Origin of the sequence: Streptomyces soli (assembly GCF_003999195.1) — a bacterium.
Taxonomy (GTDB): Bacteria; Actinomycetota; Actinomycetes; order Streptomycetales; family Streptomycetaceae; genus Actinacidiphila; species Actinacidiphila soli.
Genome location: NZ_RJVR01000048.1, coordinates 1 through 12377, shown reverse-complemented (window position 1 = coordinate 12377; position 12377 = coordinate 1). Strand labels below are relative to the sequence as shown.

Here is a 12377-nt window from a genome sequence, read left to right as displayed (position 1 = left end):
GTTGGTATCGGATGGGCCGTCCGGTGGGCGCGGAAGCGGGACCTGCGCTCGGTCTCGCTCACCACTCTTGAGACCGACGCCGGGTAGCGCGTCCCGGCCGGCTGTCCACCTGGCGGCCAACGGCGTGCCGCCGCCGGCCGCCAGGTGGACAGCCGCGTTGTTCATGGCAACTAGGCAAGCGGTGCCATCGCCCTTGACAGGGGATGGCTGCGCCTTCGACATCGTCGTTTACAGGGGCTGGCCATGTCGGCCGATGGGAAGGGGCAGGTCGGGCACGCGGGCGGAGGGCGCTGTCACGTTGGCTGATGGGGTGGGATGATCTTCGGGTTGATCGTGGTGGAGGGGGAGTCGTCCGTGGAGAGTACGTCGCCGTCGTACAAGGGGCACCGGTACCCGGTCGAGGTGATCTCCCACTGCGTGTGGCTGTACTTCCGCTTCGCACCACAACCGGCTGGTCAGCCGCGCGCCGGCCGGTATCTGGGCGATCTGCTCGGTGAACGACCGCCGGGGACACTGCGGCTCACGGCAGTACCAGCGGCGCTTGTGCCACCAGAACACCAAGCCGCTTTCTCCGTAAGGGAGATCACGCGGCCGGGTCACCGCCGAGCCCTTCACCCGGGACGCGAACACCCCGCAGGTCGGGCACGCCCGCGCAGACTCATCCGCCGTGACCAGATGAACCCGGCGGCTGCCGTCCTGGAGCCGCTCGACACGTTCGACGGACACCCCGTCAAGGTCGAGCAGCAACGTCGTATCGTTGACCAAGCCCGTGGCTCCTGCATGATCGTTCTGCGTAGAGAACAGAAATGATCACGCATGACCACGGGCGCTCTGCATCCAGGGCCGACGACCACCAATATGATCCTCACGCTTCGTGACGACTGGTCAGCCTCCACAGCCGAGTGCACCGCTCAAGTTCGTAGACCCGCAAAAACCCGCAGCGCAACACCCTCCCCATCCTCCGCCTGGACCCCATCCCCTACAAGGACGGCGCGGACCTGACCTGGCCCCGCCCGCCTGGTCAAAGGCTTCGAAAAACAGCTACGCCTGCACCGCCTCGCCGAAGGCGACCTCACCCGCCACGCCACATACCTCCACCAACGCACCGGAGGCCGCCTGCTCTACCTGTCCCACCTCGTCTGCCAAGCCGTACAAACAGCCATCCACGCAGGCGAAGAGACCATCACCCTCGAGCTGATGGAATCCATCAACATCGGCTACACCAGCAGGAAGAGTAGTTGAGTCATCCGACGCATCTGTGCCTCATCGGCTGGTCCCGCGGCACGCATCCTGAGGGCTTGGTCTTCTACGCCGCGAGGAGGTACGTGCTCAGGTATCAGACGCCGTCACTCCTCCCGGCGACCGGCGATCCACAAAGCCCGGACCATGTCAGCCGCCGCCCGACGCCGCGCAGGCTTTCCCGAGTACACCGCAGTGACGGCGAAGACACCGATCAGCAGCAGGTAGACGGAAACGACGACCAGAAGGGCTAGTAGCGGCACCCGAGCGAGGAGCGGAAAGATCGTCGTCATAGCGACTCCCGTCGGCGTTGAATTCGCTCCCCCGGCCGCGACCGCTACCGCTTCACCCGGCTGCGGACGGCGAGAGCGGCGAGTCCGAGTAGGGCGGGTTCGAGGATGCGGGAGGTCATCTCGATGTAGGTTCCGGCGGTGGTCAGGTCCTGCTCGGAAGACCGGAAGACCACGGAGTTGATAACTACCCTCAAGGCTTTATCGAACCGTTCCGCTGACAGGCGCCGATTGTACGGCCCTTGCGGGTTGGCGGGATCCGCCTTCTCTGTGGTCAGGATAATGCTGGTACCGGTGACCCGCCCGGTGCTCCTCGGTCTGGGATCGTCCTGCGGCACGCCCCACAACATCATCGCCAGCACGGTGGCGGTCATGGCCAGCAGCAGCCAGCCGAGGGCGCGTGTCGCCCGCAGGCCGTACCCGGAGGCCGCCCAGTACAGGAGGAGGAGTGCCCGTTCTCCCCAGGACGATTCGGGGTCGTGGCGCCGCATCTCCATCTCGCCGTAGTAGAAGTCGGCCGCTCCCGGCTCGTTTTTTCCGTCCTCGAGGGCCTTGCGCAACTGGCGGTAGACCGGCGCCAGCACCGCGGGCTGGCGTACGTCCGTACCCTCCGGAGCGGGCGTCCATCCGTGCGCGCCATGCTGGGCGGCGCGCCAGTAGTGTTCCTCGGCCAGGGTCCGGCGGCGTGTCCAGCGCACCGGCCGCCACCCACGGAGGTGTATTCCCGACGGGGCCAGCAGGAGGGGGCACCGCCCCTCGAGCTTCAACTGGTCGAGGTGCACGGTCTCCACGAACAGGCAGTCGGTCAGGTCCACGTCGGCGAGCACCAGGTGTGCGGCATCGGTGCCCTTGAGGGATGTGACGCGCACCCGTGGATCAGTGAGACCGCGTTCGTCCGTCTCCGTGCCGTCGTCCGTGACGAACGGACGGGAACGGCCTGCGACACTCACCGGGAATTCCAGGACGGCGTCGCCGAGGTCCACTGTGGCATGGCGGAGGCGAAGCGCAGCGGTCGATCCCCATCGCGTCTGCCGGCAGCGCACAGCTTTCGCCGCCGCCTCGACCGTCACTGCGGACTGGAAGTCGGCCTCGGACAGGTCCAGCAGTCCCGCAAAGACCAGGGGGCCCAGTCGTGCCGTGCGTAGGAAGGTTGCCTTCCAGAAGGTGACGTCACCTCGTATGTCGGCTCTATGGAATTCCGCGTCACCTCCGATCGTCACCCCGGTGAATGCCGCGCCTTTATCGAAAAACGCGTCACCGAAGGAGACGTCCTGACCCATCGTCGCCCCGCCGAAGCAGGCTTCCTGATGAAATTGCGCCCCGTCGAACCAGGCCGTGTGCGCGATGTTCGCATCGTCGAACCGGGCGTCCTGCTCGAAGGTCGCCCCGTCGAACCAGGCCGCACCTGAGACGATTATCCCGACGAACCCGGCCACTTCCTTGAACGTAACTCCGGTGAACTCGGCGTTTTTGCCGGTGATCAGCCCGTCGAAGACGGCGCGGCCGCCAACCTCCCCGACATGGAACCGCAAGGTGGCACCGATCGAGGCTTGCCGGAACCAGACTCCGGCGTGCATCTCCACACCGTCGAACCAGGCGTCCCCTGCGACCTTCATCTCCCCGAACCGGACGTCCGAGTCGAATCTCGTCCCGCGGAAGCAGACGCTGCTGTCAAAGCACGCCTTCCCGAAAGAACCCACGCCGGTGAAGTCGACCTGGTCGAACTGCACGTCGCCAGCGAAGTGCGCCTCGTCGAACTCGGCACGCCCCACGCGGTGCCGTCCGGTCTCCGGGTCCCGGAGGACGGTAAGCAACTCGTCCAGGAGGCTCTGCGTGAAGCGTGTGCCTCGGTGGTCCAGGTCGGCGCCGGGTGCCAGACCGGCCTGGTGTTCTGCACGCTCGGAGGCACTGAGGTGTGCCAGGCACGCTGGGTACGCTTCGGTTCTGCGGCCGTAGCAACGGCCCGTGGCATCGTGATACTCGCATTGCGGCCAGTCGGGGGCTTCGGATGCCGTGGTGTCCGATGGTGAGGTGATGGCCGTACTCCTTCGGCGGACGCATGTCGCTGATCACGTATCGGTCCCGTCCCGGCGGCTCATGGGGCAAAAAGTGTGACGACCTTTCGATCAGCCCGGTTCGGCCCTTCGGCCACGGCCTCCACCACCCATCTCCCGGGTCCGACTTCCAGCTCCGCCCGGAACAGGTCCGGCGTTGTCGCGGTGAAGACAACCGGCTGTCTGACCGGCCGCCCGACGCGCCACATGAAGGCCCGCACGTTCCGTTCGCGGAGGCTGGCTCCCACGACCGAAGCCTCGAACGGCTTGCTCGCGGGGGCCACGTCGGGGACGTAGAGGGTAATTTGTTCGTCACCGGCGAGCATGCCACCGGCCGGATCCCCCTTCCGGACGGCTGCAAGGGTCTCGCCAACCGCAGCGGCACTCGCCATGTCCCCGTTCCGGTGGTCGGTCCAGAGCATGGCGCTCTCATCCTGGACAGCCCACTCCGCGACAGCGGACTCGCGCGGTACGGTTCCGTCGCCGGGCGCGAGAAAGTTGTCGTCGCTCTTCATGACCAGGCGCGATCCGTCGGAGGAGAGCCCGATGGTCCGTACCGTCGGAAAAGCCGTGCTTCCTACGCAGTACACCTGGTACGGAAGGCGACCGTCTGTGTCAGTGTGCCGATGCGCCTCGCGCGCCGCCTGGAACCTCCTGTGGAAGGACACCGCCTCTTCGACCACAGCGGTGGGCAGGTCGGGAACGGGATACCGGCTGTCGGCGACGGTGCGAAGACGGCTCTTCCCCTTGACGCGGACCGCGTCGTAGACCGGCAGCAACTGGGCCACCGACGGCAGGGTGAGGGCGAAGTCGCGCAGCACCTCGTTCAGCATGCGAGCGTCCGCGCCCAGGTCCTCGTCGTCTCCCACCGCGTGACCGGTCAGAAGCCGGACGGCCTGAGCCAGGCCCTGCTGGGGCGTACCCAGCGTGACCAGTGCTCTGGCGGTCTCCCGGCCGCCCGAGCACTCGAGGTAGTGGCGGCCGACCAGCCCTCCCGTGGAGTGACAGACGAGGATGACCTTCGGGTCGTCCGGACGGCCCGGATAGTGCCTGTCCACCTGCTCGCACCACCGGGCCAGTTCCCGCTGCACCCGTGCGTTCAGCTGGTCGGCGACAAGGCGGTGGGATAGGCGCCAGTCGTACGGAAAGGGTACGTACTGGCCCTCGACCGGATCACCGAGTGACGCGCGGATGTCGGGATATCCCATGCAGGAAAGGAGCCCGGGCATCGAGTCCGGCACCGTGAGCAACTCGTCCGCCACCAGCCGGAAACGCTCGTCGGGCAACTCGTCGCCGAGGCCCGGGGGAAGGGCCAGCTCGGCCAGAGCCGGTGCGGAAGGTCCGGAACCGAGCAGGGCGTTGCCGTACTCGTCCCAGATGTCCCTGCCGTCCCTGCGCAGCCGACTGCCGAGGAATCCCGGTACGAAAACCACGAGGTCGTGCTTCATCGCGCCCTCCTGCGTCACACGCGCGTACGCGTCGTCATGCGTTGGTCCTGCCCCGTCACACGGTCTGTGCGCCCGTTTCACACTGATGTGGGGACCGGTCCTCGGACGCGAAGACGGCCTGAGGCAACCGGATCAGATCGCATCGGTCGTTTCCCTGGAGCGCCACCACCAGGCCCTCCGGGTCCTGGGCGGCGTCCACGGCGTGCACGGCATATCCACGCCAAGGGACGCCCCATTCGTGCAACCACCTTCTGGTTGCCACGTCCCACGCGCGTGGTGCCGTCCGTTCGTCGCACACCAGCAGCACGGGCCGCTCCGGAGGACCGGCGAACGCCAACGACGTCACCTTCCGGACTTCTCCCGGAAGCCGCTTCGGAGCCAGGACGAATCCGGCCGAGCAGTCCTTCACGTAGACGCCACCGTCCACCCAGGCCAGCACGGGAAAGGATTCCTCGTCCTCCGGGTCGTACCGTTCCCCCAGTGTCAGATGGGCCGGGCGCATGGACGTGATGGGGTGTTCCTCCTTGGGGCGCTTCTCGCCATGTTTCCACAGAAGCAGCCCGTCGCTGAGGTCGGCGGCCAGCCAGTACGTCCCGTCCCGCATGACCTTGGCGTCGATTCCGCAGCAGTGCTGCCCGGCCCACGTGGGTCTCCCCGCACGCCAGCCGCTGGAGGCGTCAACCGGCATGTCCGCGTGGACGATCCGCCCTCTGTCCGCGACGGTGATCCGCAGCCTGTCCGAGGACGGGTCGACGACGAGGCCGAGGGACGGGATGCGTTCCCCGGCGTCTCCCCCGAGCCCGAGATCGTGCTGGGCCTCGACGGACAGGTCCTCGGACAGCCGCCACATCCGTACGGTGCGCTCCGCCGCGGCAACCACCACCCACCCGCCTGCCGCCTGCACCGCTCCCACCGCGGTCACCAGCTTTTGGTGGGTGAGGACGGTGACCGCAGTCGTGGCCGGAGCGCCCGGGCCCGGGCGGGAGACCAGGATGTGGTCGCCCCAGGTGCGGCACAGGAGTGGCGGCCCATGGGGCGCTTCGGCCAGGGCGACCGCCGGTCTCTGGTTGCTGGGCCGCCGTCGGGTTCCGTGTTTCGCCTTCAGCGCGGAAGCCACGTCTAGCATGCGGATGTCGGGGCCGTCGGCCACAGCGAGCAGTCCCTGGCCACCGGGTTCGAAGGCCATGGCTCCGTCCCGGGGCGCCGCCAGCTGGAACGCCGTTTCCCGTTGCGATCCTTCGACGGCCCAAACGCGGACGGTGACCTCTTCGTAGCCGGCGATGAGCAGGTCGTCGCCATGACGGCCGAAAGCCAGTCCCCGGGCGGGGGACTTGAGTTGCTGGACAAGCCGTACCGTGGGTGGCAGAAGGGGCGCCGCCGGACCGTCTCGCAGCGCCAGACGCGCACATGGTGTCCGTCGGCGACCGCGATCCAGCCTTGTTGCACTTCGCTTTGTATCTCCCCGACCGGTGACCCGCGCCCTGTCTCGGAGATCGCCGTGGCAGCCAGAGCGGGCGCGTCGAGTTCGCCGAGGTCCGTCCGCGCCTCGAGGAGGCCGTCGGCCCCTTTGATGCCCCGGTCGACCTCGAACAGCTCGGCGCGGCCTCCTGCGGCCAGCACGAACAGGCGGGACTCCATTCGCAGTGTAGCGAGCCGCTGGACGTCCATCCCGCGGATGTCCGTCAGGTGGGTGCCGTGCCGGGGCATGCCGCCCTTCCAGGACCACATCCACATCCGCCGTCCGTCCGCCGCGAGAACGACGGTTTCCGATGCCCGCTCGGCCGCGGCCAGGGCTCTGACGACGCCGCCCCAGCGATAGACGTGGTCGGGCAGACGGGATCCGGAGTTCCAGAAATAGACGGCCCTGTCGTCACGGGCGACGGTGGTCCATTGCGGCCCCGCCCCCACCTCCCTGACCTCGGTGAGGGCGCTTGCTCGCTCATCCGACGATCCGCGGGTACGACGTGTCAACAGCCGGGTGCCCGACTCCGGGTGTAGGACCAGGACCTCGCCGCGTCCGCCGGCGGTCAGCGTGTCGCCGAGCACGAGTTCCGCCGCCCCCGTACCGGCGCGCCAACTCAGCGCTCTGGCCCCGCCCAGGGGAGCGGCACGGCGCCATTCCAGGGGGTCCGGGCTCCTGTCGGTCCAGTACTCCTGCCACGGCAGGAAACCGTCGGTCCTCACCAGCGCCTGGTAGGCCCCGTCCCGGTGGCTGACGAAGGCGGTGGCCCTCATCAGGGCCTTACGGGAGAGCAAGGCTTCCGAGGGCAGCGGGAAGGACGACTTGGCGAAGGCGCCCGCGACCCGCCCGTACAGGGCTGCCTCGTCGCAGTCCCGGGCGAGGGAGGCTGCGAGCGGCAGCATGACGTCCGGGTTGGTCCGCAGTAGGAACGTCACATCCTGGAAGAGCTTTCGCAGTTCCTGCGGCCCGGCCTGTGCGGCATGAGCTCCCAGATAGTCGGAGGTGTAGTCGTCTGCGTCGCTCCAGTCGTTCCCGGTCTGGGTGCGAAGTGCCTTCACGACCTTCCGGTGGGCGCCTTGTGTGTCGAGTCCGGCGCCGGTGAGGAAGAACTCGCCGTAGCTGGGATGGGCGAGTTGACAGGTCGAGTAACCTGCCTTGTTGCCGCGCGGAGCGTTCTGCGAGGCGACGATGCCACCGCTGGCGCTCTGGCACACCTGCCGCAGATCCCCGAGAGTGATCTCGCAGGTGCCCTGGTTCCGCAATGCGTTGGCCATCGACAGCCAGGTTCTTCCCGGCGGCAAGCCGGGCCCCTGGAGCACGGCCAGTGCGCGCAGGACTTCGTGCGCGCGCTCCGCCCCCCGCTGTGCCGTGAGGTGGTCCACCTCCTCGGCGAGGCGTGTGTGCAGGTCCATACTGCCGGACCTGATCCAGGACGACAGCTCTTCCTCGGTGACGGGCCGGGGCCGGCGGGCGAGTTCCGCCGCGGCCAGACGGGCCACCAGGAACGAGCCGTGGCTGCTCGCCGCGATGCGCTGGGCGGTCCCGTCACGGGCGTCGTCCCTCTCCGGCCCCTGGTACGGGGAGCCTTCCGTGTTGAGCACCGACAGGGCCATGTCCGTGATGCTTCTTCGTGTCTCCTCGTCGTCTCCGAGGACCACGGGACCGACGCTCTGGTCCAGCGTGTCGAGCAGTGACTCCTCCTCTGCGGGCGCGGTGGTACGCCTGCGGGGCTGTGCCCGTGTGCCGACGACGAGGCGGACGCCCGAAAGGCCGGACAGGGGGTTGAGCAGGTGCCGGGCGATGTCATGCGCCTGGTCCGGGAGCGCTTCGTCGAGGGCATCGAAGAGCAGGTTCACGGAGCCGGCTTTGGAGACCAGGGCATCGACAGCCCTGCAGCACCGCTCCGGAGTGATCGGCCCTTCGGGCAGCGCCTCCATCTCCTCGAAGTACGACAGGACATGCCACAGTGCCGTGACCAGCGAGTGGACCGAGTGGCCCTTGCAACTCAGGGCGGCATGCACCGTGCCCGTTCGCGGCAGTGTCGAAGGGTCAGTCTCCGGCCCAAGAGTCTCCCGCCACTCCGGTACCGAGGTCAGGGCGAGACGGCCGAGCAGAGCGGTCTTCCCCGCCCCCGCCAGGCCTGTCACCACGAGCAGCCCCATCGGGTGGGTGTCCATCCACCGCACAATCCGGGCCAGGGCACGCTGCCTGCCCGCGAAGTGACGACTGAGATGGCTGTCCTTCTCAAGCCCGAACTGCTCGGCCTCGGCCCAGGGCTTGCGTCCCACCAGCGTCGCGGGTGTATAGATCCGCCGCTCACCGTCCCGGAAGTGAGGGTTGAGCAGAAAACTGTTGGGGAGCGAGCGGACCTCCTTGCAATCCGGGCGCTGCGCGGGCTCGTCGAAACCGGAGGCCGCTGCCTCGGCATCCACGGCGTCCCGCAGGTACGGCAGGGGCAGGTAGAGTGCCGAGGGATCGAAGGGGCGGGCATGGTCCGGTGCCACGAAGTCCGGCTTGGCCAGAGCTTCCTTCAGCCACTTCACCCAGCGGCCTTCGGAAACCTGCGTGTCGAACCCCGAGGTGCCGATGACGGCGAAGCCGGCCCGTCGGTTCTGTCGTGCCCTGTCCACGCTGGTCCGCTCCAGGTCCAGTGCGTGGCGCAGCGCGGCGGTGAGGTGGCTGTGGGAAAAGCAGGCATCCACGATCAGGAGAGTGTCGGTCTCACAGTCGGGGCGCAGGAGACGGTCCATGAGATCCGTCAGGGCAAGAGCAGACTCGGGTGCGAACCGGCCGGACTCCCAGGAGTCGGCACAGGCCAGGAAGTATCCCTCACGCCCTCGGTGGAAACCGTGTCCCGTCCAGTAGAGGATCTTTCGCTCGGCGTCGTGGGCGAGGAAGTTCTCGAGGCCATCCCAGAGCTGCCGACGGCTGGTTCCTCCTTCGTCGATGGTCCTGCAGTCCCCGAACCCCAGTCGTTCGCGGGCGATCTCGGTGAACTCGTCGCGGACGCCCGCCAGGTGCGGCCGCCTCAGTTCCTGTCGCCTGCTCCGGTCGGGATGCGCGTAGTCGGACACCACCACGGTGCCCACCAGGGACGAAGATTGCCGTGCGGACCTCACAAGCGACAGGTTGGTGCCCACATCGCTCCGTATCATGGTGGTGTCTGCGGTCACAGCTCTGTTCTGTTCACAACAGAGCTTACTCGGGGGGGAGTTGAGGATGGATCGGGACAGGTTCACCGTGGTCGGCCGGGAGACCGGCTGCCATATCTTCGAGGGCGACGGGACCCGTCCCATCCTGGAGGAGAACGTCCACGTCAGGTACCGGCCGCAGCGGGTAGAGTTCCCGGCGGAGATCGGTGAGTGGCGGCACACCATCGAGGCAGAGGAACAGCGCAAGGCGGCCCGAGGGCTACCGCATCGCTGGAACAACGACCGCTTCGCCGTCGAGCGGGTGGTCGTGGCCCGCACTCACCTGGCCGAGGAACCTGTGGTCACCGTCTCCCTGCAGACGCCGACTACTACGACTTCCTCACCACGTCACTCAATCTGGAGCGCCGGCAGGAGAACGGCCATACCCTGCGCGAGCAGTACCTGGAGAGTCAGGACCCGGCCCACGCGCCTGCATGGATGAACTGCAGCTTCGGCGTCAACGTGGCGGTGGAGACTGGCAGGGACGGCAAGATGCTGTTTTCGCGGCGCAGCGCCCACGTGGCCGGGCCGAACAGTTCACGGTGGAACTTGTCCGCCAACGAAGGTCTGGCCCGCAATCACGACCTCCCCGAAGACGGCAGCCCGATCAGCCTGCACGCCGTGGCCCGGCGGGCCCTGTACGAAGAGCTCGCCGTCCATGCCACCGACACCCTCGACCTCGAGCTTCTCAGCTTCGGTCTGGATCTGGACAACCACCAGTGGGCGGGCTTCTTCCGTGCGGTACTGCCCGACCTCGACGAGAAGACCCTGCGGCTTCGCTGGACACGAGGCGTCGCCGACAAATGGGAACACGACCGCTTCGAGTTCGTATCCGCCGACCCGGCCTCCGTGCTCGGCTTCATCGCCGACTGGCCGAAGGAGAACTGGACTCCCTGTGCACCGGCCCTCTTCTATCTCACCCTGGTACGCGGTGCCGTACGGCACGACGGGGGCGATCCTGCCGCACGCTTCAAGGTCGAGAAGGCCGAGCAGGAGGTCACCGGGGCCAGGAACCTGTGAGCGGGTCCCGCACCTGATCGGCCCGCCCTTGCTGAGGCCGGCCGTCACGCCGCTGCCGGCGCTGCCAGATCCAGGAAGGACAGGTGCCGCCTACTCGCGGGTGACCGCCTCCTCGGGCTCCCCGGAATACGCGCGCCGGCGCTCCACGGGTGCCGGCCCCAGGTACCTCGGCGGACTGCCTGCCCACGTCTGATGTCCGGGAACGCCGTCGAGGACGAGGGATGCCATGCCGACGACGGCCCATGGCTACCCGGGCGCGCTCCCGGACCTTGGCGCCGGCTCCGACGTAGGCATTCTCCTCCACCACCACACCGCGTCCGAGGAACACCTGAGCAGCGACGGTGGCATAGTCCCGCAGCGAGACGTCGGCCGACATCATCGTCTGGGGCCTCACAATCACATGGTTGCCGATCGTGCCCCCCGGCAGCGCGCACACCATGGGCATCACGACCACGCCGTGCCCGATCCTGCAACTTGGGTCGATCACCGCACTGCGGTGGACGACCGTCGCGTAGCGATGGGCAGGCAGCCCCAGCGCCTCCACGATTCTGCGGCGCGCTCCGTGATGGTCAACGTGACAGATCGAGACGACCAGCTGCGCCGTGGGATACCGGGCGACGGTCCGCAGGCCGCCGAGGACGGGCAGCCCCTCGAAGAACGAGCCGTGAAGGGCCGTGTCCTCGTCGATGAAGCCCAGCACGTTCCACCGCGGACGCCCCGCCTCGTCAATGTCTTGGGCGCACAACGAGGCGATGGCGCGTCCCATACCACCGGCGCCGACCACCAATAGGTCGAGAGGAGCCTGTGGCCGCGGAGCGGGGCGTCGACGCCTGATGAGCGCACCGTGCCGCACTTGCTGACGGCGTTTGAGTCCATCCGGCACGATTCCCCCGATCACAGCGAGTCCTTGGCCAATGCAAGTGTCCTTCGCGTACGGCAGTTACGCGAGAGGTCCAAGGGGGACGGCGCTGTTTCCCGCCGCGGGCTCGGACGCGGCGGGGGCGCGGAGCCCTTGTAAGCGGCTCCCCCGAAACCGCCAACCAGTACGACCGCCCTGCCAGGGACGCGCAGACAACAGGCCTCTCCCGAAGGGGCCTAGCCTCGATCTTTCGTGATGGCTCGTCGGTTTCTCCGGTGGGCCGTTTTGGGGTCCGGGCTGGTTGTGGGCAGCCTGCGGGCCCGGCTGTCGAAGGCGATGTCGAAGGGCCTGGAGTGCGGGTTTCCATCGCATTGGTCCAGCGTTTGCGGCCCTGGCCGGTGGGGTCCAAGCTCATGACGGCCACGTAGACGCAGATGAAATCCCGGGCGCCTGGCACCACGATGAGACTCCCGTGCGCTGGGACTCGCACCAGCCCACGCCCAGTAGTGCGGTCGGATGACGCCCGGTCTGCACCCCGAGGAAGCACCATAGGGGGTCTCAACTGATGCACGGAATCTCAAGTTATCGATGGGTCCCCAGGTCAGTCAGTCAAGGACCAGGGCAGACCAGATCGAGGCACCGACGCCCCGTCTCATTCAATCCCCGAATGGCAAGGTCAAAACGCTGACTGCTGTCGCCATCCCCAGGAAATTTTGAGTGCGTTGTGGCAAAGGGAGTCCCTGTTCGATGAGCAGGGGCTTCTTCGTGTGCGGGGCGTGATCGCGGAGGGGTAGGGGCAGGCAGCGGACGGCTT

The 12377-nt window shown here is 67.7% G+C and carries 8 protein-coding genes and 2 pseudogenes; 2 read left to right on the top strand and 8 right to left on the bottom strand.

Features of this window, described 5'->3' with window-relative positions; all coding sequences use genetic code 11:
• Positions 1 to 522: 522 nt before the first annotated feature.
• The 6 genes and pseudogenes from EFK10_RS53045 to EFK10_RS02765 form a co-directional block, all read right to left on the bottom strand.
• Positions 523 to 726, bottom strand: a pseudogene (locus tag EFK10_RS53045) (transposase family protein); the annotation flags it as partial.
• A gap of 620 nt (positions 727 to 1346) precedes the next feature.
• Positions 1347 to 1532 (bottom strand): hypothetical protein, encoded by a 186-nt coding sequence (locus EFK10_RS02780; protein ID WP_127354181.1) that lies wholly within the window; start codon positions 1530 to 1532, stop codon positions 1347 to 1349.
• A 44-nt stretch (positions 1533 to 1576) separates the two neighbouring features.
• Positions 1577 to 3343, bottom strand: a complete 1767-nt coding sequence (locus EFK10_RS02775) for a pentapeptide repeat-containing protein (RefSeq protein ID WP_240676950.1) — start codon at positions 3341 to 3343, stop codon at positions 1577 to 1579.
• Positions 3344 to 3624: 281 nt separating this feature from the next.
• Positions 3625 to 5031 carry a lipase family alpha/beta hydrolase gene (locus EFK10_RS02770; protein ID WP_127354179.1) on the bottom strand — a complete coding sequence of 469 codons (1407 nt, stop codon included), beginning with the start codon at positions 5029 to 5031 and terminating at the stop codon, positions 3625 to 3627.
• A gap of 55 nt (positions 5032 to 5086) precedes the next feature.
• Positions 5087 to 6217, bottom strand: coding sequence for a hypothetical protein (locus EFK10_RS49420; RefSeq protein ID WP_240676949.1), 1131 nt, complete (start codon positions 6215 to 6217; stop codon positions 5087 to 5089).
• A complete protein-coding gene (locus tag EFK10_RS02765) occupies positions 6151 to 9612 on the bottom strand; it encodes an ATP-binding protein (RefSeq protein WP_240676948.1) in 3462 nt (1153 codons plus the stop codon). Before EFK10_RS02765 ends, EFK10_RS49420 begins: the two co-directional genes overlap by 67 nt.
• 100 nt (positions 9613 to 9712) lie before the next feature.
• Here EFK10_RS02765 and EFK10_RS49415 point away from each other — a divergent pair, with 100 nt between their 5' ends.
• The gene (locus EFK10_RS49415) at positions 9713 to 10126 is read left to right on the top strand and encodes a hypothetical protein (RefSeq protein ID WP_240676947.1); all 414 of its coding nucleotides are present in this window, start codon (positions 9713 to 9715) and stop codon (positions 10124 to 10126) included.
• Positions 10123 to 10704 (top strand): hypothetical protein, encoded by a 582-nt coding sequence (locus EFK10_RS49410; protein ID WP_240676946.1) that lies wholly within the window; start codon positions 10123 to 10125, stop codon positions 10702 to 10704. The genes EFK10_RS49415 and EFK10_RS49410 overlap by 4 nt, the downstream gene beginning before the upstream one ends.
• Here EFK10_RS49410 and EFK10_RS02755 read toward each other — a convergent pair.
• Positions 10682 to 11602 (bottom strand): PglD-related sugar-binding protein, encoded by a 921-nt coding sequence (locus EFK10_RS02755; protein WP_240676945.1) that lies wholly within the window; start codon positions 11600 to 11602, stop codon positions 10682 to 10684. The genes EFK10_RS49410 and EFK10_RS02755 overlap by 23 nt on opposite strands.
• A 197-nt stretch (positions 11603 to 11799) precedes the next feature.
• Positions 11800 to 11996: pseudogene (locus tag EFK10_RS53755) on the bottom strand (hypothetical protein); the annotation flags it as partial.
• Positions 11997 to 12377: the final 381 nt, after the last annotated feature.